The organism is Streptomyces sp. NPDC004629 (genome assembly GCF_042873595.1).
Lineage (GTDB): Bacteria > Actinomycetota > Actinomycetes > Streptomycetales > Streptomycetaceae > Streptomyces.
Genome location: NZ_JBIALO010000026.1, coordinates 72181 through 93421 on the forward strand (window position 1 = coordinate 72181; position 21241 = coordinate 93421).

The 21241-nt window shown below is 70.6% G+C and carries 19 protein-coding genes and 3 pseudogenes; 14 read left to right on the top strand and 8 right to left on the bottom strand.

Annotated features, from left to right (window positions below; genetic code table 11):
* Positions 1-112: 112 nt before the first annotated feature.
* A complete protein-coding gene (locus tag ACFYTE_RS31775) occupies positions 113-721 on the top strand; it encodes a DedA family protein (RefSeq protein ID WP_388718153.1) in 609 nt (202 codons plus the stop codon).
* Positions 722-990: 269 nt separating this feature from the next.
* Here ACFYTE_RS31775 and ACFYTE_RS31780 read toward each other — a convergent pair whose 3' ends face one another.
* Complete coding sequence (locus ACFYTE_RS31780; protein WP_388718039.1) at positions 991-1227, bottom strand: DUF2277 domain-containing protein; 237 nt, start codon at positions 1225-1227, stop codon at positions 991-993.
* A gap of 38 nt (positions 1228-1265) precedes the next feature.
* On the bottom strand, positions 1266-2207 hold the full coding sequence (locus ACFYTE_RS31785) for an alpha/beta fold hydrolase (RefSeq protein WP_388718156.1): 942 nt from the start codon (positions 2205-2207) through the stop codon (positions 1266-1268).
* Positions 2208-2530: 323 nt separating this feature from the next.
* Between ACFYTE_RS31785 and ACFYTE_RS31790 the strand changes: the two genes are divergently transcribed.
* The 4 genes from ACFYTE_RS31790 (at position 2531) to ACFYTE_RS31805 (ending at position 6291) form a co-directional block, all read left to right on the top strand.
* Complete coding sequence (locus tag ACFYTE_RS31790) at positions 2531-4738, top strand: pentapeptide repeat-containing protein (protein ID WP_388718042.1); 2208 nt, start codon at positions 2531-2533, stop codon at positions 4736-4738.
* A 60-nt stretch (positions 4739-4798) separates the two neighbouring features.
* The gene (locus ACFYTE_RS31795; protein WP_388718045.1) at positions 4799-5134 is read left to right on the top strand and encodes an ArsR/SmtB family transcription factor; all 336 of its coding nucleotides are present in this window, start codon (positions 4799-4801) and stop codon (positions 5132-5134) included.
* Complete coding sequence (locus ACFYTE_RS31800) at positions 5134-5850, top strand: cation transporter (RefSeq protein ID WP_388718048.1); 717 nt, start codon at positions 5134-5136, stop codon at positions 5848-5850. Before ACFYTE_RS31795 ends, ACFYTE_RS31800 begins: the two co-directional genes overlap by 1 nt.
* Before the next feature lie 102 nt (positions 5851-5952).
* Entirely contained in the window at positions 5953-6291 is a 339-nt protein-coding gene (locus tag ACFYTE_RS31805) for a hypothetical protein (RefSeq protein ID WP_388718051.1), read from the top strand.
* A 255-nt stretch (positions 6292-6546) separates the two neighbouring features.
* Here ACFYTE_RS31805 and ACFYTE_RS31810 read toward each other — a convergent pair whose 3' ends face one another.
* Positions 6547-7287 carry a peptidoglycan-binding protein gene (locus tag ACFYTE_RS31810; protein ID WP_388718054.1) on the bottom strand — a complete coding sequence of 247 codons (741 nt, stop codon included), beginning with the start codon at positions 7285-7287 and terminating at the stop codon, positions 6547-6549.
* 552 nt (positions 7288-7839) lie between these two features.
* Here ACFYTE_RS31810 and ACFYTE_RS31815 point away from each other — a divergent pair.
* Both ACFYTE_RS31815 and ACFYTE_RS31820 read left to right on the top strand, forming a co-directional pair.
* Positions 7840-9879 carry a DHA2 family efflux MFS transporter permease subunit gene (locus ACFYTE_RS31815; RefSeq protein ID WP_388718057.1) on the top strand — a complete coding sequence of 680 codons (2040 nt, stop codon included), beginning with the start codon at positions 7840-7842 and terminating at the stop codon, positions 9877-9879.
* Between the two features lie 303 nt (positions 9880-10182).
* Positions 10183-10575, top strand: coding sequence for a hypothetical protein (locus tag ACFYTE_RS31820; RefSeq protein ID WP_388718060.1), 393 nt, complete (start codon positions 10183-10185; stop codon positions 10573-10575).
* A 28-nt stretch (positions 10576-10603) separates the two neighbouring features.
* Here the strand turns inward: ACFYTE_RS31820 and ACFYTE_RS31825 are convergent, their stop codons facing one another.
* Together ACFYTE_RS31825 and proP are read right to left on the bottom strand one after the other, a co-directional pair.
* Positions 10604-11275 (bottom strand): O-methyltransferase, encoded by a 672-nt coding sequence (locus tag ACFYTE_RS31825; protein WP_388718063.1) that lies wholly within the window; start codon positions 11273-11275, stop codon positions 10604-10606.
* Between the two features lie 354 nt (positions 11276-11629).
* Complete coding sequence (gene proP / locus ACFYTE_RS31830; protein ID WP_388718066.1) at positions 11630-13102, bottom strand: glycine betaine/L-proline transporter ProP; 1473 nt, start codon at positions 13100-13102, stop codon at positions 11630-11632.
* 385 nt (positions 13103-13487) lie between these two features.
* Between proP and ACFYTE_RS31835 the strand changes: the two genes are divergently transcribed.
* A complete protein-coding gene (locus tag ACFYTE_RS31835) occupies positions 13488-15599 on the top strand; it encodes a bifunctional glycosyltransferase 87/phosphatase PAP2 family protein (protein ID WP_388718069.1) in 2112 nt (703 codons plus the stop codon).
* Here the strand turns inward: ACFYTE_RS31835 and ACFYTE_RS31840 are convergent.
* Positions 15522-15812: pseudogene (locus ACFYTE_RS31840) on the bottom strand (ATP-binding protein); the annotation flags it as partial. The gene ACFYTE_RS31835 and the pseudogene ACFYTE_RS31840 sit on opposite strands and share 78 nt — an antisense overlap.
* Positions 15813-15932: 120 nt before the next feature.
* Between ACFYTE_RS31840 and ACFYTE_RS31845 the strand changes: the two are divergent.
* From ACFYTE_RS31845 to ACFYTE_RS31860, 4 genes and pseudogenes are all read left to right on the top strand, one after another.
* Entirely contained in the window at positions 15933-16760 is an 828-nt protein-coding gene (locus ACFYTE_RS31845; protein WP_388718072.1) for a helix-turn-helix domain-containing protein, read from the top strand.
* Positions 16741-16857, top strand: a pseudogene (locus ACFYTE_RS31850) (DUF397 domain-containing protein); the annotation flags it as partial. The gene ACFYTE_RS31845 and the pseudogene ACFYTE_RS31850, both read left to right, overlap by 20 nt.
* 70 nt (positions 16858-16927) lie before the next feature.
* A pseudogene (locus tag ACFYTE_RS31855) lies at positions 16928-16999 on the top strand (hypothetical protein); the annotation flags it as partial.
* A 141-nt stretch (positions 17000-17140) separates the two neighbouring features.
* Positions 17141-17398 carry a DUF397 domain-containing protein gene (locus ACFYTE_RS31860; protein WP_388718075.1) on the top strand — a complete coding sequence of 86 codons (258 nt, stop codon included), beginning with the start codon at positions 17141-17143 and terminating at the stop codon, positions 17396-17398.
* 134 nt (positions 17399-17532) lie between these two features.
* Here the strand turns inward: ACFYTE_RS31860 and ACFYTE_RS31865 are convergent, their stop codons facing one another.
* Positions 17533-18030, bottom strand: coding sequence for a hypothetical protein (locus ACFYTE_RS31865; RefSeq protein ID WP_388718078.1), 498 nt, complete (start codon positions 18028-18030; stop codon positions 17533-17535).
* Positions 18031-18272: 242 nt separating this feature from the next.
* On the opposite strand from ACFYTE_RS31865, the gene ACFYTE_RS31870 reads away from it, so the two are divergent.
* Positions 18273-19172 carry a hypothetical protein gene (locus tag ACFYTE_RS31870; protein ID WP_388718081.1) on the top strand — a complete coding sequence of 300 codons (900 nt, stop codon included), beginning with the start codon at positions 18273-18275 and terminating at the stop codon, positions 19170-19172.
* A gap of 38 nt (positions 19173-19210) precedes the next feature.
* Entirely contained in the window at positions 19211-19816 is a 606-nt protein-coding gene (locus ACFYTE_RS31875; RefSeq protein WP_388718084.1) for a hypothetical protein, read from the top strand.
* Between the two features lie 57 nt (positions 19817-19873).
* On the opposite strand, the gene ACFYTE_RS31880 is transcribed toward ACFYTE_RS31875, so the two are convergent.
* Entirely contained in the window at positions 19874-21043 is a 1170-nt protein-coding gene (locus ACFYTE_RS31880; RefSeq protein ID WP_388718087.1) for a steroid 3-ketoacyl-CoA thiolase, read from the bottom strand.
* Positions 21044-21241 lie beyond the last annotated feature (198 nt).

The window sequence follows — 21241 nt, forward strand, 5'->3', positions numbered from 1 at the left end:
GTGACGCTGAAGCCGGGCCACTCTCTCCAGCCTCTTTCGCCCCCGACGTCCCCGCTGTCACACCCGCCGCGTACGCTGTATGGCTGTCATCGGGGGAGCAACGGGAGTCGTCGTGCTGGAGAGCGTGGGGTCACTGACCTCCGGACCGTGGATATACGCCATGGTGGCCCTGTCGGTCCTGCTCGACGTGTTCCTGCCGGTGCTGCCGAGCGGTGTGCTGGTGATCACGGCGGCCACCACGGCGGCGGCCGGTTCCGGCGCGGCGACCGGGCAGGTCCCGCACGCGGTGCCCGACATGCTCGTCCTGATCCTCTCCGCGGCCACCGCGTCCGTCCTCGGCGACCTGGTGGCGTACCGCCTGGCCTGGCGCGGCGGTAAGCGACTGGATCGGGCCATCGCCCGCTCCCGCCGCCTGACCACGGCGCAGGAACACCTCGGTGCGGCCCTCTCGCGGGGCGGCGGTGCCCTGGTGATCCTGGCCCGCTTCGCCCCGGCCGGCCGTTCGGTCGTCTCCTTCTGCGCGGGCGCGGCGCACCGCCGTGCCCGCGACTTCCTCCCCTGGTCGGCCCTGGCCGGCCTGTCCTGGGCCGCCTACAGCGTCGCCCTCGGCTACTTCGGCGCGCAGTGGCTGGGCGCCACCTGGCTGACCACGGCAGTCTCCTTGGCCGCATTGTTCGCAGCAGGAGCAGCAGCCACATACTGGATGCGCCGCCCCACATAACCCACCCCGTCAGGGGCGCGGGGAACTGCGCGAGAAACCACGACGCGCCCGCAGCCAACCAACGAGCAGGCGGCCCCATCAGGGGCGCGGGGAACGGTGCGAGAAACCACGACGGCCCCGCGGCTGACCACCAACCGTTGGCCGGTCAGGGGCGCGGGGAACTGCGCAAGAAACCACGACGGCCCCGCAGCCGACCACCAACCGTTGGCCGGTCAGGGGCGCGGGGAACTGCGCGGTCGGCCGAATCGGCCCCGCAGACCGCCGACGCCCTACCCGCGGAGCGACCCGCGGAGCGACCCGCCACGGACCTCCAGCCCGTCAAGGAGTTCCGCCGTCGCCCGCGCCACCGCATCCACGGCCCGTTCGAACACCTCCCGGTTGTGCGCGGCCGGCGCCCGGAACCCGGACACCTTCCGCACATACTGGAGCGCCGCGGCGCGGATCTCCTCCTCCGTCGCCTCTTCCGGCAGCACGGGCGGACGCAAGGTCTTGATACTCCGGCACATGCGCCCAGTCTCCCGCACGCCCGCCCCAAAGCGCGCCTTCACCGGGACGCGGCCAGGAACGGCCGCAGCAGGGGCAGCAGCGCGTCGGGCCGGTGCAGCGGCACGATATGGCCCGAACCCTCCAGCACGTGCCCCGTCAAGTCATCGGCGTACGGCCGCAGTTGACGTTCCAGGGCGCGCCCCACCGGATGCGCGCCGATCGCCATCGCCGGCACCGTCAGCCGCCCCGCGGCCACGGCCGAGTCGATCTGCCGCGCGCTGACCGGCAGCGCACGGTAGGGCCCGAAGGCGGCGCGCAGCGCCTCGCGGCCGGCGTACGTACGGACGATCGCGTCGCGGATGTCGGCCCGCACCCCGTGCCCGAGCGTGCCGCGGTCGAGGAACCAGTCGACGTACGTCTCCTCCTGCCCGGCCAGCACCGACTCGGCCAGTCCGGGCTCGGCGTGGAAGCCGAACCACCACGGCGGCCCGCCGGCGAGGAATTCCTCGGCGCCGGGCAGCCGGCCCAGCAGCGACTCCATGACCACCAGTCGCCGTACGAGGTCGGGTCGGCGCATCGCCAGCAGGAAGGCGGGCGGGGTGCCGACGTCGATGCCCACCACCGCCGCCGAGGTCATGCCGAGTGCCGTGAGCAGCGCCTCGGCGTCGTCGGCCAGTGTGCCCGCGTCGTAGCCGTCGGCGGGGCGGGCGCTGTCGCCGAATCCCCTGAGGTCCGGCGCGATCAGCCGGTGCCGTGCGGCCAGGTCGTCGATGACGTGGGTCCACAGCCGCCAGGTGTGCGGGAAGCCGTGCAGGAGAAGCACGGCGGGGCCCGCTCCCGCGGTGGCCTGGTGAGCTTCAGGTGACCTTCCAGGTCGGGCGCGGGGACCTGTTCGACCCCGACTGCCCCACGCGGCGGCTGCTCGACCGGATCGGTACGAAGTGGACGTCGATGGCGGTGAAGGTGCTCGCGGAGGCGTCCCCCGGCGCCCCGCGTCCACTACCGGCTGACCGCCCTCGGCCTCTCCCTGGAGAACGCGCTCGCCGTGGTACGGACCTGGGCCGAGGATCACATGGCGCAGATCGACCGGGCGAACGAGGAGAGCGGCGCCGATCTCTGACACCGAGGTCGTCTGTTCGGTGCGTGAGCCGGCTGCCGTCCCGGATTTCGTCGGTGGCGCGGATGAGGTGGTGTCCCAGCCGTTTGACCGAATCCGAAGACGGCGACGGTCGGGTCCTTGGAGGATGCCTCCATGGCAGACACCGCGGCGATCTACGGCGGACGCATCCACGCGATGGCCGGCCGCCGGGTAGGAACTGTCGAGTGGCAACCGCCCGTCCTACCCCGACGAGCCCCAGAACCGGCACGGATCAGCGGAGCCGCCACGCGATGATCAGAATCGAATCCCCTCTGCCCGGGGCACCTCTCTGGCCGTATTGCGCACACGGCGCGGACCCCGCCACGGACGCCGTCGGCTGCCGAGGGGTCCACGTCCCCGGCCACACCGTGTGCCTGGCTCACCTGACCGACATCGACCGCGACGCCTACCTGGCCGGTCTGTCCGCCGGCGACGACATCGACCACCGCGGTACGCACTTCACCTGGTTCCTCCTGAACGCCCTCCTCGACGCCCTCCGCGACCCAGCCACCGGACACCCCCGCATCGGCGTAGCCCGATTCGATTCGGCGACTTTCGAGAGCGCCGCCAAGTTCGATTCGACGACCTTCACGGGCTTGGCCGACTTCAACCGCACGACCTTCGAGGACTCCGCCTGGTTCCACTCGGCGGCCTTCGGGGACGGCGCTTGGTTCAACTCAACGTCTTTCCGGGGAACCGCTTGGTTCAACCAGGTGACCTTCGGTCACGCCGGCGAGTTCAGGTCGGCGACCTTCGAGGACGGCGTCCAGTTCGATTCAGCCACCTTCAAGAACGTCGCCGCGTTCAGATCGGCAACCTTCAAGGGCATCGTCTGGCTCGGTTCGACCTTCAAGGGCGACGCCTGGTTCGATTCGGCGACCTTCGAGTACATCGCCGTGTTCGAGTCGGCGATCTTCGAGAACGCCGCCGGGTTCAGATCGGCGACCTTCAAGGGGGTGGAGACACGGTTCGATTCGGCGACCTTCAAGGGCGAGGCATGGTTCGATCGGGCGACCTTCAAGGGCGAGACCTGGTTCGATTCGGCAACTTTCGAGAACGTCGCCGTATTCGATTCGGCAACCTTCGAGACCGTCGCCGGGTTCGATTCGGCGACCTTCGAGAATGTGGCCGCGTTCAGGGCTGCGACCTTCGAGAGGGACATCGGGTTCAGGTCTACGACCTTCAAGGGCGAGACACGGTTCGATTCCGCGACCTTCAAGGGCGGCGCCCTGTTCGAGGCGGCGACCTTCGAGAGCGACGCCCAGTTCATACTGGCGGTTTTCGAGCGGGCGGACAGCCTCGGACCATTGGTGTGCTCCGGGCGTGTGGTGCTGTCCGGGGCGGTGTTCAGCGGTCCGGTGACCCTCTCGTTCGCCGGGCGCCGCGTGGAGTGCCGGCGGACGCGTTGGTCTTCAACGGCAGAATTGCGCCTGCGCTATGCCACGGTGGACTTCGCCCATGCGCTTTTCGAATACCCCCTTACGATCGCAGCAGAACCCGACCGCTTCCTTCTCCCCGACGGACGATCAGTCGGAGAGCAGGTTTGTGCCGGCACACCCGATGCCGCCGTACGGTTGGCATCGCTGCGCGGAGTGGACGCGGCCCATCTGGTCCTCGCCGACGTCGACCTGTCGGGGTGCTTGTTCACCGGGACGGTGCATCTCGACCAGCTACGGCTGGAGGGCACATGCTCCTTCGCCGAAGTCCCGCCCGGCCTGCACTGGCGGCGCCGGCGCCCGGTGCGCTTCACGCGGCGCCACACTCTCGCTGAGGAACACCACTGGCGCGCGCGCCGGCCGGCAGCGGTGCCCGGTTGGAACGCGGCGGTACTCGGCGCCGGGCATGCCGGTCCTGCGCAGCTGGCGCCGGTGTACCGGGCGCTGCGCAAGGCCTTCGAGGACGGCAAGAACGAGCCGGGGGCGGCGGACTTCTACTACGGCGAGATGGAGATGCGCCGCCATGACCGTACCGGCACCAGCCGCGCTGAACGTGGGCTGCTGCACGGCTACTGGCTGCTGTCCGGCTATGGCCTGCGCGCCTCCCGGGCCCTGGGCTGGCTGGTTGCCGCGATGCTCGTCACCATCCTTCTGCTGATGGGCTTCGGACTGCCCGGCCACTCCCCGAAGCAGGAGGCGACCGGCACCGTGCCGCCGGGGGGAGGCAAGGTCTCCTTCGAGATCGGCAAGGAGGACCCGCAGAACCCCATCGGGGACAGGATCACCGGCGACCGCTTCGAGAAAGCTCTGAACGTCACGCTCAACTCGGTCGTGTTCCGCTCCAGCGGACAGGACCTGACCACTGCCGGCACCTACATCGAGATGGCCTCCCGCCTGACGGAACCCACCCTGCTCGCCCTCGCAGCCCTCGCCGTCCGCGGACGCATCAAACGCTGACGGTCACCGAGTTCACGATTCAGGATTTCCTGAATTCAGGATTCTCTGTACTGTTGTGGGGTGCTGACCGTTGCCCCTGAAATCGAGGCGCTGGCCCGCTTCGGCCGCGCGCTCGCCGACCCGATCCGCTGCCGGCTCCTGCTCGCGCTGCGCGAGGCCCCGGCCTACCCTTCCGATCTCGCCGACGCGCTCGGCATCTCCCGTACCCGGCTGTCGAACCACCTCGCCTGCCTGCGCGACTGCGGCTTGGTCGCGACCGTTCCCGACGGCCGGCGCACCCGCTACGAACTCGCCGACGAGCGCCTTGGTCACGCGCTGGACGATCTGCGTACCGCGGTGATCGCCGTCGAGACCGACCGTACGTGCGTCGAGGCCGACGTAAAGGGCTGCTGCTGATGACCGCGACACCCCTCGGGCCGTCCCCGGCCCGGCGTGATGTGCTTGCCCGACGCATACGCTTTCTGGTCGCCGCGACCATCACCTACAACGTCATCGAGGCGGTCGCCGCGATCGCCGCTGGGACGGTCGCCTCCTCTACCGCGCTGATCGGTTTCGGCCTGGACTCCGTCATCGAGGTCTCGTCCGCCGCCGCGGTCGCATGGCAGTTCTCCGCCCGTGAGCCCGCGGTGCGCGAGGCCCGGGAGGAGATCACCCTTCGGATCATCGCCTGTTCCTTCTTCGCGCTCGCCGCGTACGTCTCTATCGACGCCATCCGTGCGCTGGTCGGCTCGGGCGAGGCCGACCGGTCCGTCCCCGGCATCGTCATCGCTGCCCTGTCGCTGGCGGTCATGCCGTTCCTGTCCGCCGCCCAGCGCAAGGCCGGGCGCGAACTCGGCTCCGCCTCCGCGGTCGCCGATTCCAAGCAGACCCTCCTGTGTACGTACCTGTCCGCTGCGCTCCTGGTCGGCCTGGTCCTCCATGTCGCTCTCGGCTGGTCCTGGGCCGACCCGATCGCCGCCTTCGTCATCGCCGCCGTCGCGGTCAAGGAAGGAGGCGACGCCTGGCGGGGCAAGGGCTGCTGCGCCGCCCCGGCGTCAGGCGCTCTTGCTCGGCCTGTCCAGCGGGAACGCGACTCCGTCGGCTGCCGGCCTGGCTGTGCCTGCTGCGCTTGACCGGGCCGGTGCGGCCGACTGGGACGCTCGGTCACACACACGTTCGTGTGAAGAAAGGGAAGGAACTCGCATCGCAAAATCGAACAGGCGTAGCATTGCCGCGTGGCTGAGACCTATGACTTTCCGAGTGACCTGCTCGCCGGTCAGGAGGAGCTGCATCAGGTCCGGGCCGAGCTGTCGGCCCTGCTGAAGCGGCTCCCCTGGTCGGTCGAGCCGTTGGACGGCTTCAGCGACGACCAGGGCTGGCGGAAGGTGGAGCGACCCGCGTCCCCGGGCTGGACGGATGACGAGCAGGCGGAGGTGGAGAAGCTGCGGCAGCGGGAGCACGAGCTGGCGGTGTTCGTCAGCACGCATCGCTTCTGGGCGGAGGTCGTGGCCGCGGAGCGGGTGGACGCTCGGATGGGGCTCAAACACGCGCACGTCCGCCCGCCCGCGGGGTAAGCGCGGCCTGCGCGGGGAACGGCGCGAGCGGCCACGACGGTCCCGCACCCGGCGATGCACCGCCCCTCCCGAGCTGTCCCCCGTTCCCTGCTGGGCCGACGGTGGTGAGGCGGCCCCAAGGGGGGCGCGGGGCTGTATCGATATGCCGCTCCGCCGCGTGGGCGCGAGCGGCCACGACGGTCCCGCACCCGGCGACGTACCGCCCCTCCCGAGCTGTCCCCCGTTCCCGCTGGACCCACGGTGTGCGCGGTGGGCTCAGGGCTGGGGGGTCTCCGACTCCAGGCTTGCCCGGGTGGCCGCGCCGTAGACCCCTGACTCGTCCGCGCGGATGCCACGGGTCCACTGGTAGGTGCGTACGGCGTCTTCCAGGTGCCGGTCGAAGCGGCCGTTCGTGGAACCCCAGTACAGGCGCACCTCCTTGAGGCGTAGCTGGAGTTCGGCGACCTCGGGGCCGCTGTCGCCGCGCCGCAGGACCGGGCCCGGGGCGGGGGTCGGCTCCTCGGCCGTGTCGGCGGCGGTCGCCGTGCGGGACGCCTCGGGCGAACGGGACGGGGTGGCGGAGGGGGTGGCCGTGCCCGACTCCGAGACCGACGGGGTGGGGGAGGCCGTCGGGGACCGGCTCGTGGAGGTGGAGGGGCTGGCGGCGGCCGGGGGAGCGGACGCGGTGGCCGGGGGCGCCTGCGTCGTGGCCGACTCCGTCGTCCGTTCGGGCACGCTTGCGCGGATGTCCTCGGGGGCCGCCCCGTCCCGCGACGGCGTCTCGTAGCTGAACAGCCCGCTCGCGAAACCGGCCGCCGTGACGGTGGCGACCGCGGCGCCGGTGACCGAGAGGAGGACGGTACGGCGGCGTCTTGGCGCCGGTACCGCGTGCGCGTCCGTGGGGCCGGCCTCGGCCGGCCGCGCCGCGTCGAACAGGTCCAGGTCGGCTGTGCTCGGTACGGGGGCCGCCGGCGGGGTGGACAGCGGGGCGTTCCCCTCGGCGCGCCGCAGCTCCATGGTGACCTCACCGGCGGGAGCGGCCCCGTCTGTCTGGGGGTTTGGTGGGGTGCGGGTGGTCGGTGGCCGGCCGCGCTGTTCCCCGCGCCCCTTCGGGGGCGTGCCTTCGCTCGGATGTCCGGCGGCTTCTTCGGCCGGGCTGGTGTCCAGGTCGACGTACGGCCGTACCCGTAGCGGATCGAAGTCCTCCGCTGCGGCCGCTTCCGCGGTGCGGGTGTCGCGGAGGGCGTCGGAGGCGCGCTGACCGCAGGAGCAGGAAGCGGTGTTGTCCGGCCCCCGCGGCGTCCCACACTCCGGACACGGCCTACCCTGCGCGCCTGCCTCGCCCCCCGGCCCACCGTCGGGCTTCGGATCCGTCATGTGTGTGTCGTCCCCTCCCCTCGCGTCCCCGCGCGATCTCCAGAGATTATGCAGACCTCCCACACATCTCCCGCCCGGAAGCCCCCGGAAGGGCAGGTTCCGCAGAGATTCCCGTGGGACTCAACAGGCCATAACGGGTGACACCGCTCACGATGGAAGGTGGGAAAGAAGGGGGGAAGCCCGGGAGGCCCCATGGCGCTGGAGACGCACGGCACCACGCAGGACGCCAGGGGCGCACAGGGCGTCCCCGGAAACGTCCTCGTGCCGATCGGCGCCCTGCTCCTCGGACTGCTGCTGGCCGCCCTCGACCAGACCATCGTCTCGACCGCGCTGCCCACCATCGTCAGTGACCTCGGCGGCCTTGAGCACCTGTCCTGGGTGGTCACCGCCTACCTGCTGGCGTCGACCGCCGCCACCCCGCTGTGGGGCAAGCTCGGCGACCAGTACGGCCGCAAGCGGCTCTTCCAGCTCGCGATAGTGATCTTCCTGATCGGCTCCGCGCTGTGCGGCATGGCCCGGGACATGCCCCAGCTCATCGTCTTCCGGGCCCTGCAAGGGCTGGGCGGCGGCGGCCTGATCGTACTGTCGATGGCGATCGTCGGGGACCTCGTCCCGCCCCGCGAACGCGGCCGTTACCAGGGACTGTTCGGCGCGGTCTTCGGCACCACCAGCGTGCTCGGACCGCTGCTCGGCGGCCTGCTCACCGAGCAGTTGAGCTGGCGCTGGGTCTTCTACGTCAACCTGCCCGTCGGTATCGTCGCCCTCGCCGTGATCGCCACCTCGCTGCGCATCCCGCGCCACACCGCCCACCACGTCATCGACTACCTCGGCACCCTGCTGATCGCCGCGGTCGCCACCTGTCTGGTCCTGATCGCGTCCCTGGGCGGCACCACCTGGCCCTGGGGCTCGCCCCAGATCATCGGCCTCGCCGTGGCCGGCGTCGCGCTGGCCGCGGTCTTCGTCGGCGTGGAACGCAGGGCCGCCGAGCCCGTCCTGCCGCTGGAACTCTTCCGCATCCGCACCTTCACGCTGGCCGCGCTCATCAGCTTCATCGTCGGCTTCGCGATGTTCGGCGCGATGACCTATCTGCCGACGTTCCTCCAGGTCGTGCACGGCGTCTCGCCGACCATGTCGGGTGTGCACATGCTGCCGATGGTGGTGGGCCTGATGCTGTCCTCGACCGTCTCCGGGCAGATCGTCAGCCGTACCGGCCGCTGGAAGGTGTTCCCGATCGCCGGCACCGGGGTCACCATGATCGGGCTGCTCCTGCTGCACCGGCTCGACGAGCACAGCTCCACGGCCCTGATGAGCACGTACTTCTTCGTCCTCGGTCTGGGCCTCGGCCTGGTCATGCAGGTCCTGGTGCTCATCGTGCAGAACGCCGTGTCGTACGAGGATCTGGGCGTCGCCACCTCCGGCGCGACCTTCTTCCGCTCCATCGGCGCCTCGTTCGGCGTCGCCATCTTCGGCACGGTCTTCGCGAGCCGCCTCGGCACGGAACTCGTCGCCGCCCTGCGGGGCGTGCACCTGCCGCCGGGGATCACGCCGGGCGCGATCCAGGCCGACCCGCGCGGCATCGGCGCCCTGCCGCCGCCGTTGCGCCCGGCGGCCGTGCACGCGTTCTCGGCCTCCATCACGGATGTCTTCCTGTACGCGGCTCCGGTCGCGTTGCTCGGGTTCGTCCTGGCGTGGTTCCTGAAGGAGGACCGGCTGCGCGGCTCGGTGACGGCGCCGGACGGGACGGAGACGCTGGCCTCCAACCCGGTCGAGCGGTCCTCGTACGACGAGGTGTGCCGTGCGCTGTCGGTGCTCGGCACCCGTGACGGGCGGCGGGAGGTCTACCAGAAGATCACCGAACGGGCCGGGTACGACCTGCTGCCCGGGGCGAGCTGGCTGCTGCTGCGGATGCGGAAGTACGGCTCGGTGGAGCCCGGTGTGCTCGCCGAGCGCGGTCCCGTTCCGCTGGCCGTCGTCATGGCGGCCGCCCGGCAGGTCGAGGAGCGGCACCTTGGCGTGCGCGAGGGCCTTGACCTGTATCTGACCGACAGGGGCCGTGAGGCGGCCGACCGGCTGGCCCGGGCCCGTGAGGAGTCGCTGGCGGAGCTGCTGGGCGACTGGTGGGGGCCGGACCGGCCCACCGACCTCGACCGCCTGGTAAAACAGCTGACCGACGAACTATGCGGTTCCCACCGAGAACAACCCCACCCCACCCCCAAACCAAGGTTCACCTGAGCCCCTTGGTCGCGGTCCTGATGCACGTCGGCGAAGGCGCCCCGAAAGGGGCGCGGGGAACTGCGCGATCAGCCACGACGGCGCCGCACCCGCCAGCCAACACATCGAGGCACCCCCTCAGGCGCCCCGGCCAAAGCCCCGCAGGGCCACGCGGGGAACTGCCCGATCAGCCACGACGGCGCCGCACCCGCCAGACGACATATCGAGGCACCCGTTGATGCGCCCCAACGGGCGATTTATCATTCGGCCGCTGCCGCAAGGGCAGTTCACGACGGAATGCCACGCATCTCAGGGGGAACGCACGTGCTCGAACTCACCATGGCCACCGTCTCCGGGGCCGACGCGGGCGCCACGGCCGGAATGCTCATGGCCGACGCGCCGAGTGAGCCGGGCGCGGTGCTGCGCGTGGGCCGGGACGGCTCCCTGTGCCGACTCGCCACGCCCGACGACTGGCTGTTCGTCTCCCGGGTGCACCTGGAGTTCCTGTGCGGTCCCGACGGCGGCTGGCAGGTGACCTGGCTGCGCGGCTCGCAGCCCGATCCGTCCTCCGTGGTGCGGCTGACGGTCGGGGAGTACGCCCAGAGCGTCGCGTACGGCGCCGGTGTGGCGCTGCCGCGGGGCGGCTCCGGAGAGATAGTCATCCAGGACCGCTCCGGGCCGCGCAGCGTCAACGTCGGCTTCTACCACGAGGCGTAGTGGCCGCGCGACAGCACCGATCCAACCGTCACGGCAGTACGCGGGCCAGCGCGAAGCCGTCGTAGCCCTTGCTGCCCACCGTCTGGATGGCCGTGCCGGACAGCCTGGGGTGGGCGGCGATCAGCTCGATGGCGGCGCGGGTGCCCACGACGTCCGGCTCCTCGCTCTCCGCGTCGAGCACACGGCCACCGCGGACGACGTTGTCGACGACGATCAGGCTGCCGGTACGGGTGAGGCGCAGCGCCCACTCCACGTAGTTCGGGTTGTTGACCTTGTCGGCGTCGATGAAGACCAGATCGAAGGGGGCCGGGTTCTCGTCGGCGAGCTTGGGCAGCGACTCCAGGGCCGGGCCCACCCGCACCTCCACGACCTTCTCCAGGCCGGCGCGGGCGATGTTGCGGGTGGCGATCTCGGCGTGCTTCGCCCGGTACTCCAGGGAGATCAGACGGCCGTCGGCGGGCAGGGCGCGGCCGAGCCAGATGGTGCTGTAGCCGCCGAGCGTGCCGATCTCCAGGATGCGTCTGGCGTCCTGGATCTGAGCCAGGAGCTGGAGGAACTTGCCCTGGTTCGCGGTGACGTTGGCGTGCGGCAGGGCGGCGGCCTCGCTGTCGCGCAGGGCCGCCTGGAGCGCCTCATCGTCCGGTGAGAGGTGGCTGGTGAAGTAGAAGTCGACGTCGTCCCAGAGCTGCGACCCGCTCATGGCCCCTTGCCTTTCCGTGTCCGTACCTGTCTGAGTACCCCGCACGCGCCTGCCGGCGGCTCGGCCGACCCCGGTCAGTGTCTCCCCGCCCGGCCGCCGCAGCGAATGCCCCGGTATGTCGCCTGGCCCAGCCGTACCCGGGGCGCCTGAGGGGGTGCCTTGGTGTGCCGTCTGGCGGGTGCGGCGCCGTCGTGGCTTGTCGCGCAGTTCCTCGCGCCCCTTTCGGGGCGTTGGCCTGCCGGGGAGGCTAGCCGTGCCCGGGTCTGGGGTGCCTGTGGGGGTGCCTTGGTGGGGTGTTTGGCGGGTGCGGCGCCGTCGTGGCTGATCGCGCAGTTCCTCGTGTCCCTGGCGGGGCTAGCCGTGTGATGGGAGGGGGTGGTGGGGTTCCAGTGCGGGTGGGGAGCCCGGGAGGGGGCGGCCTGCTGATTCTGGGAGGTGCCAAGCCGCGACCGCGCCGATCACTGCCGCCGCCATCATGTAGTACGCGGGCATCATCATGTTGCCGGTCGTGCCGATCAGGGCGGTGACCACCAGGGGCGTCGTGCCGCCGAACAGGGAGACCGAGATGTTGAAGCCGATCGACAGGGAGCCGTAGCGGACCCGCGTCGGGAACAGGGCGGGCAGCGCCGACGGCATCGCGGCCGTGAAGCAGACCAGCAGCAGGCCCAGCGCGCCCATGCCGAGGGCCACCGCGAGCAGGCTGCCCTGGCGGATCAGCAGCAGGGACGGGATCGACAGCAGCAGGAAGCCCGCGCAGCCCGCCGCGATCAGCGGGCGGCGCCCGACGCGGTCGGTCAGGGCGCCCGCGAACGGCTGCACGATCATCATCAGCACCATCACCCCGAGCACCACCAGCAGCCCGTGCGTCTCGTCGTACTTCAGCTCGCTCGTCAGATAGCTCGGCATGTACGACAGCAGCATGTAGTCGGTGACGTTGAAGACGAGGACCAGTGCCACGCACAGGAGCAGGGCGTGCCACTGGCCGGCGATCATTTCGCGCAGCGGCACCTTCGGGCGGCTCGACTCGGCCTTCTCGACCTCCGCCGCGAACGCCGGCGTCTCCTCAAGCCGCATCCGCAGATACAGCCCGACGATCCCCATCGGACCCGCGATCAGGAACGGGATACGCCAGCCCCAGGACACCAGGTCGTCCGCGGACAGCAGTGCCGTCATCACCGTCACAAGCCCCGCACCGCCGATGTACCCGGCGAGCGTGCCGAACTCCAGCCAGCTGCCGAAGAAGCCCCGCCTGCGGTCGGGCGCGTACTCGGCGATGAACGTGGACGCGCCCGCGTACTCACCGCCGGTGGAGAACCCCTGCACCAGCCGCGCCGCCAGCAGCAGGATCGGCGCGCCCACCCCGATCGTGGCGTACGACGGGATCAGGCCGATCGCGAACGTGCCCGCCGCCATCATGATCATGGTGAGGGCCAGCACCTTCTGCCGCCCCACCCGGTCGCCGAGCGGCCCGAACACCATGCCGCCGAGCGGCCGGACCAGGAAGGCCGCCGCGAACGCGCCGAAGGTCGACAGCAGCTGCGCGGTCGGGTTGCCGGACGGGAAGAACACCTTGCCCAGCGTCACCGCGATGTAGCTGTAGACGCCGAAGTCGAACCACTCCATGGCGTTGCCCAGCGCCGCGGCCTTCACGGCGCGCTTGACGAGCACCGGGTCGGTCTCGGTGACCCGGCCCCCCGCGCGGCCGGCGGGCGACCCGGATGACCCGGAAGCCCCGGGCGCCCCGGAAGCCCCGGACGATCCGGACGCCCCGGATGACCCGGACGGCTCGGGCGACCCGGACGGGGTGACGACTGTGGCGGCCGACAAAACTCCGCTCGCCTACCTCTCGACGGGAACAGGGACGCGGCCCACCGCAGCAGGCCGAAATTCGACCATAGGCCGCCGTACGTCCCTTACGTGCCGTACGCACCCCACCGCACAGCGCAGCCAAACACCCCCCAAGCAGGCACGCAGCAGGCACGCGGATCCGTCCCGGCGCCCCCGCCCGCCCCGCTCGCTGTGATCCATCTCGCTCCCTTCGGACGCAACCCCACCCCCAGCGCACTATCGTCTTCCGGACAAAAGGCGAGCGGACGTCAGGTGAAGCAGGGGTTTCCCGCGTCACTCTCCAGGGGGCAGCGCATCTTCATAGGGTGCGCAAAGGGAACCCGCACGGGTGTGCGGGTCGGACGGGGCGGGAGGCCGACGAGGCGTGGCGAACGTGGAGCACAGCGGGGGACCGGGGGAAGCCTTCGCGGGAGCGCCGGCCAGGGCCCGCCTGAAGGCGGCCAGGCTGGCCCTGTGGGCGGTGGCCGCGATCCTCGCGGTACGCCAGTTGACCGCGGTCCTCGGCTCGCCCCGCGGGGAGCGGCTGACGGACCTGGAGACCTGGGTCGGCCCCGACGGCGTCCTGCACGTCAACGGCTCCCTGTACGACTCGACCCGGTTCACCGGCACCCCCTTCGGCGGTCTTGTCCTCAAGCCGCTGACCCGCGCCGCCGAGCAGGCCCTCGGCTGGGGCTGGACCTTCGGCACGCTGCTGCTGGTCGTCGCCCTCGGCCTGGTCGCGGCCCGTGCCCTGCCCCAGCCGGTCAGCCGCCGCACCGCGCTGCTGGCCGCGCCGGTCGCGATCAGCCTGCTGATGCTGTCCCTGCCCGTCCGCAACACCCTGTGGCTGGGCCAGACCAGCGTCATACCCGTGCTGCTCGTCCTGCTCGGCTGCTTCGTCGTCCGCGGGCAGCGGGCCGGCGGCCTGTGCATCGGCGTCGCCGCCGCGCTCCAGCCGACCGTGCTGCTGTTCGCCCCGCTGCTGTGGTTCACCGGCCGCCGCCGCGCTGCCGCCTCCGCCACGGGTACGTTCGCCGCCGCCACCGTGCTGGCCTGGGCCGCGATGCCGCACGACTCCTACACCTACTGGGTGCACCACATGGCGGGCGTGGGTCTCGGCGGCAAGGCCGACGCCCTCGCCAACCAGTCCCTGCACGGCGCGCTGCTCCGCCTGGATCTGACCGGCCCGCTGGAGATAGCCGTCTTCCTGGTGCTCGGCGCGGTCGTCGCGACCCTCGCCCTGCGCCGCGCCGTCCGCTACGCCCGCGACGGCCAGCTGCTGCTCGCCGTCGCGATCACCGGCTGCGCGGCCGTCGCCGTGTCGCCGACCACCTGGCAGCACCAGCTGCTGTGGGTGCTGCTCGCGGTCGTCGGCCGGGTCGGCAAGCGCGCCTCGGACCGCTACGTCTGGCCGGTCGCCGTGGTCCTGGTGACCACGCTCCCGGCGAAGATGATGCTGCCGAACATGCCGGTGGTGTACCCGCTGCGGGACAACATCGTGCTGCTCGCGGCCGTCGCCGCCGCCACCGTGGTGCCGTTCCTGTCGCGCACCTCGCCGTACTACGCGAGCCCGGTCCCGACGGAGTACGCGAAGCCGGTCCCCGCCCGTTTCCGGCGCGTCCCGCTCCTGCCGTTCCTCCGCCGGGTCCTCACCCGCCCCAACCTCCTTCTCGAACTGCTCCTGATACGCGTCACCTACGCCGCCTACCAGCAGGTCCGGCTCGCGGCGACCGGCGGCAGCAACGCCGAGGGGCGGGCCACCGCCGAACACCACGGCCAACTGATCCTCGACCTCGAACGGTTCCTGCGCATCGACATCGAGCACGCGGTCAACCACGCCGTCGTCAAGATCGACTGGCTGCGGAACTTCTTCGACTTCTACTACGAGTCGTTCCACTTCGTCGTCCCGCTCAGCGTGCTCGCCGTCCTCTACCTGCGCCGCCCCGTCGACTATCGCTGGGCCCGCTCCTCCCTCGGTTTCGCCACCCTGCTCGCGCTTGTCGGCTTCTGGCTGTTCCCGCTGGCCCCGCCCCGTCTGATGCCGCACCTCGGCATCATCGACACCGTGCACGGCGTCCAGGACTTCTCCAAGCCGGACTACGGCACCCTGACCGCCCTCACCAACCAGTACGCGGCGATGCCCTCGCTGCACTTCGGCTGGTCCCTGTGGTGCGGGGTGGTCATCGCGGTCATCGCCCCGAGGTGGTGGATGAAGGCGCTGGGCCTACTGCATCCGCTGTTCACCGTGTCGGCCATCGTCGCGACGGGCAATCACTGGGTACTGGACGCGGTCGGCGGCGCGATGGTCGTGGCCGGGGGCCTCGGACTGTCCTATCTCTTCCAGGGGCCGCGGGCCGCACTCGAACCACACGGTCTTGCCGCCGCCGGGGCGCGGCTGGACGCCCCACTTGTCGGCGACCGCGTCGACCAGGAGGAGTCCGCGTCCGCCCTCCCCGTCCAGCGGCGGGTGGAGGGTGACAAGCGGCAGGTCGGGTGATCCGTCGGTCACCTCGACCCGTACGACCGACTTCCGCCGCTGTACCAGCAGCACGCAGCGGCGGTCGGGTACATGGCGTACGACGTTGCTGACCAGTTCGCTCACGCCCAGTTCCACGGCGTCCGTCAGGTCGGCCAGCCCCCAGTCACGGAGCAGGGAGCGCACGATGTTGCGCATGTGCCGCACGGAGTGCTCGCCGACGGCGAGACTCATGCGGTAGTGGGGAATGTGCAAGTTCACGCCACGAGGCTGACCTGCCGCGACTACGCTCGGCTATGGAACGGATACAACAGGTCCCGCCGTGGACCGAGTTGCGCGAGAGGGGAACCGTCCGTGACCCACATCAACGTACTCGACCCGGGGGCGTCGCCGCTCGACTTCTATGGCTTCGAGTTGCGCCGACATCGAGAGGCGGCGGGACTGACCCAGCGGCAACTCGGCGACATCCTCAACTACACGGGCTCTCTTGTCGGCCAGATCGAAACGGCCCGCAAGTTGCCGACGCAGGAGTTCAGCGAACGGGCGGACACGGCGCTGGAGACGGGCGGGCTGCTGTCGCGGCTCGTCGCGCTGGTGATGCGCACCCAACTTCCGGCGTGGTTCCGGCAGGTGGCCGAGCTGGAGGCGCGGGCCACGGAGATCTGCACCTTCCAGATGGGCATGGTCCATGGGCTGTTGCAGACGCCTGAGTACGTACGTGCCGTGCTCGGCGCGCTGGATCACAGCGACCTCGACGACCGCACCGCGGTACGACTGGCCCGCCAGCGGATCTTCGAAAGGGCCGGGCAGTTGGTCTTCTGGATGGTCCTCAGCGAGGCCGCGCTGCACCAGGAGATCGGCGACGCGGAGACCATGCGCGGCCAACTGGCCCACCTGGCCTCGTTCGAACACAACCCGCGGATCAACGTCCAGGTTCTGCCGTTCTCGGCCGGTGCCCACGCGGGCTCGCAGGGCTCGTTCAACGTCTACCGTTTCGCGAACGACCCGCCCATTGTGTACACGGAGGGATACGGCATCGGGCATCCGACCGCCGACCCGGACACCGTCAAGGACTGCTCGCTCCGTTACGATCATCTTCAGGCCGCCGCGCTGTCCCTCAAGGACTCGGCGGAGTTGATCCGGCGCGTAATGGAGGACCGCTATGGAGAGCAAGTGGCGTAAGTCCAGCTACAGCGGCGACCAGGGCGGTGATTGTGTCGAGTGCGCCACGCTCGGCGCCCTGGCCTGGCGCAAGTCGACGTACAGCGGCGACGAGGGCGGCAACTGCATAGAGGTCGCCGAAGCCCCCCTGCGCCACCGTTGCCGTAAGAGACTCCAAGAACCCCACGGGCCCGCACCTCGCTTTCGGGCCCGCGGTGTTCACGTCGTTCCTGGAGTGGGCGGGCGCGAAGCGCGTCTGAAGCCCGCTCCGGGGACGTCGGAGGAGAGAGCCAAGCAGTCGGGTCGCCCGGGGGTGAGACGCCCTCCGGGCGGCCCGACCGTGAGAACGCTGTCCCTGAAGGACTCGGCGGAGTTGATCCGGCGTGTGAGGGAGGATCGCTATGGAGAGCAAGTGGCGTAAGTCCAGCTACAGCGGCGACCAGGGCGGCGAGTGTGTCGAGTGCGCTGCTCTCGATGGCCTCACCTGGCGCAAGTCGACGTACAGCAGTGACCAGGGCGGCCAGTGCCTGGAGATTGCCGAAGCCCCCTGCGCCACCGTTGCCGTAAGAGATTCCAAGAACCCCGCGGGCCCGCACCTCGCGTTCGAGCCCGCGGTGTTCACGTCGTTCGTGGAGTGGGCCGGCGCGAAGCGCGTCTGAGGCCCGCTCCGGAGAGACAAGTAGCCGGGCCGCCCGGGGGTGAGACGCCCTCCGGGCGACCCGGCGGGCGCTGGACGCATGCGTCGGCGCCCCGTACGGCGACGAGACCGCCTGGTCCTTCCCACCGCTGAGGACTACACGCGGGGGGTCCCGCGTTCCTGCTCCGCGTCGGGGTCCAGCAGCCGGCGGATGCGCTCGTACTCGGCGGCCATCTCCGGCGTGGCGAGGAAGTCGTCGAGGTCGGCGGAGACCTCGTGGTCGATCTCCTCGATGGAACGGATGGCGAGTTCGTAGAGTTCTCCGCGCCGGTTCTGCTCCAAGTAGCTGTGCCAATGCGCCAACGCGCGGATGGCGGTGAGGACTCCGGGGTCCAGATCGTCATCGACCAGGATGCCGTCATAGATCGCCGCGAGCGCGTCGTGCAGCTCGGTGGCGCTGATCGTCAGGACGTTCGCGCAGGCGGTGGTCAGTGCCGCACGGGCCTCTTCGGTGAGTTCGTCCTCGTCCGCACCGTCGAGCAGTTCCGGCCGCACCAGACGAGTGACCGTCTCCTCGCCGAAGGCACGAACGTCATCCTCGGTGGCCGCGACGATCAACTGGAGAACGTCCGCCTCAAGTTCGCTGTATTTCACCCCCGTAGCTTAGGTGCGATGTCGCATCCGGTTGGCGCCACCTCGGCGGCGCGTAGCCGAGTAGCCTCGGCAGCGATGCCGGGCCCACGGCCTGGCCTTGGAGATGCGGCCAGGTCAAGGACACTGGCTTCGACCTGGCCGCGTAACCTTCGAGGCGCCGGTCAGCACGGGCCGGTCGTTGCTGAAGAGCGAAGCGATGGACTGGACCCTGTGCGTGCGGATGCCCGCTGCTCACCGAGCGCGTGAGCGAGTTGCCGTCGCAGGTTGAGCATTGCCGAACACGCAGCTACGGCTCGCCCGCGCGGCTGCCACAAACCTCGCCGCCTCTGGGAGGAGCCCGCCCAATCGGGCTCAGCCTGCCCCGGCTGCTGGCCGTTCCTGTGGCGCTGGTGGGCAGCTTCGTGTGGATGGCCTACCCGGCGGCGATGAACGTCTTCTGGGTCCGGCAGCTGAACGGTACGAACCTCGCCGAGTGCTGCGCGCTCGACCAGGTAGCGGCACCCCGCAGCATTCTGGCACCCGCGCTGGTCTCGATCGGCCTGCTGCTGGCCGCCCGGCTGGTGACGGTACGGCAGTGGGGGGTGCGGATCCTGGCCCCCGTCGTTCTGGCCGTGGCCGTGACCGTCTCGGCGTGGATCGTCCATCCCCTCGGGTACAGCGCGGCCGAAGCCCGTTCCACCGCCTTGCGCACCTGCTCGGGCACGCAGCCACGAGTCTGCCTCTGGCCCGAACAGGAGCATATTGCCGGGGACATCATCGAATGGGCAACGGATGCACGCACCCGGCTGGCCGCGCTCGGCGTCCACACCGCTCCGGAGCTGTCGCCGTGGAAACCCATGCCGGCTTCCGATGACATCCGCTCCCTGGTAGCCCAGAGCGCTCTGCCTCAAGATGTTCCGGCATGCGCCACGTCCGGTGAATGGCCGGGAAGTGCCGCTTCCGGGCCGCTCACTGTCTGGCTCACCCTCACCGCGGGAGTGAACTCCCAGGCCATCGCTTCCCGTTACATGCCAGAGGAAGTCGCGGTCGCCACCCGCGTTCTCGAACGGCCCCGGCAGGCCCAGCTGGCCTGGTTCCAGCAGAATGCGCGGACAGTCACTCGGTGCGACCTGACGCCCGTCCTCGACCCCTCCCGCTTCTGAACCGGCCACTACGAGCCGACCGACAGAGAGAAACATGCATGGACTGGTGGCTTCACGTGCGCCGGGTACCCGCGGTCTGCGCCGCCCTCGCCGCCTGCCTCGTCCTCGGCGCCGTCGCCGATTCCATCCAGATCCCCGTACCGGTCGTAGTCGGCGGACTCTCCTTCGCCTTCCCTCTGCCGTTCCTGCTGCCGCTCGCACCGGTGTGCCTCATCCTGTACGGACAGTCCCGTGGAGACAGCCCCATCGAGGCGACGGCCGTGCGACCGGTACGGCTGTGGGACACCGGGTTCATGACGGCCTGCGCCGCACTGACGCTCGCCGGAGGCGGGCTCGTATCGGCCACGACCGGCCATGTCCTCGCCGCGGGCATGGCCCGCAACTTCCTGGGCTACCTCGGACTCGCCCTACTGCTGCGCACCTTTACCAGCCTTCGTGTCGCGGCCACGGGCGTCACTCTCTTCCCGATCGCCTGCGCGGCCTTCGGCGTTCACCACGGGACCCCCGCACCCTGGGCATGGCCCCTGCACGAGCCCACCTACCTGCCGGCCTTCATCGAGGCCATCGCTTTGGGGGTCGCCGGACTGGCCGCTGCCGCTCTCCCCGTTTCCGCCGCCCGCCCGGCTCGACCATCGGAGCAATGACTTGACGAGTCACGCGGTGGGCGGATGCCGAGTGAGGCGACCGTGTCGGCGAGGATGTCAGAGCCGTTGGATGATCGTGCCGGTGGCCAGTCCACCGCCCGCGCACATCGTGATGAGCGCGAACTCCTTGTCCGTGCGCTCCAGTTCATGCAGCGCCGTGGTGATGAGGCGGGCCCCGGTCGACCCGACCGGATGCCCGAGGGCGATCGCGCCGCCGTTGACATTGACCTTCGCCAGGTCCTGGTCGAAGACCTGCGCCCAGCTCAACACCACCGAGGCGAACGCCTCGTTGATCTCGACCAGGTCGATGTCCTTCAGGGTCATCCCGGCCTTGCCCAGCACGGCCTTCGTCGCGTCGATCGGCCCGTCCAGGTGGAAGTGCGGGTCGGCGCCCACCAGGGCCTGCGCGACGATCCGTGCCCTCGGCCGCAGCTTCAGCGCCCGCGCCATCCGCTTGGACGCCCACATGAGGGCCGCCGAACCGTCGGAGATCTGCGAGGAGTTGCCCGCGGTGTGCACGGCCGTCGGCATGATCGGCTTGAGCCGGGCCAGTGCCTCCATGGACGTGTCGCGCGGCCCCTCGTCCTTGTCGACCAGCCGCCACATGCCCTGCCCGGCGTGCTGCTCCTCCTCGGTGGTGGGGACCTGCACGGCGAAGGTCTCGCGCTTGAAGCGTTCCTCGGCCCAGGCGTTGGCGGCCCGCTCCTGGGAGAGCAGGCCCAGCGCGTCGACGTTCTCCCGGGTGAGTCCGCGGTGGCGGGCGATGCGCTCCGCCGCCTCGAACTGGTTGGGCAGGTCCACGTTCCACTCGTCGGGGAACGGCTTGCCCGGACCGTGCTTGGAGCCCGAGCCGAGCGGCACCCGCGACATGGCCTCGACCCCGCAGCTGATCCCGACGTCGATGACGCCGGCCGCGACCATGTTGGCCACCATGTGCGCGGCCTGCTGCGAGGAGCCGCACTGGCAGTCCACGGTCGTCGCCGCCGTCTCGTACGGCAGGCCCACGGTCAGCCAGGCCGTGCGCGCGGGGTTCATGGACTGCTCGCCGGCATGGGTCACCGTGCCGCCGACGATCTGCTCGACGCAGTCGGCGGGGATGCCGGTGCGGCCCAGCAGTTCACGGTAGGTCTCGCCCAGGAGATAGGCGGGATGGAGGTTGGCGAGCGCGCCGCCGCGCTTGCCGATCGGGGTGCGTACCGCCTCGACGATCACGGGTTCCGCGGCCATGGGGGAAACGTCCTCTCCTCGGTCACCCGCGCGGCGCGGGGCGTCCCGGCCCGGCCCGCCACGCAGAACTAGAACGCGTACCAGTTCTGTGTGCAGTTTGCTGACAGCCCGTCCATCACCGCAAGGGGTCGCGCGCAATTGGGGTCGCTCTGCCCCTTGCGACTTGTAGAACCCGTTACTACCGTCGCGACGACCGGG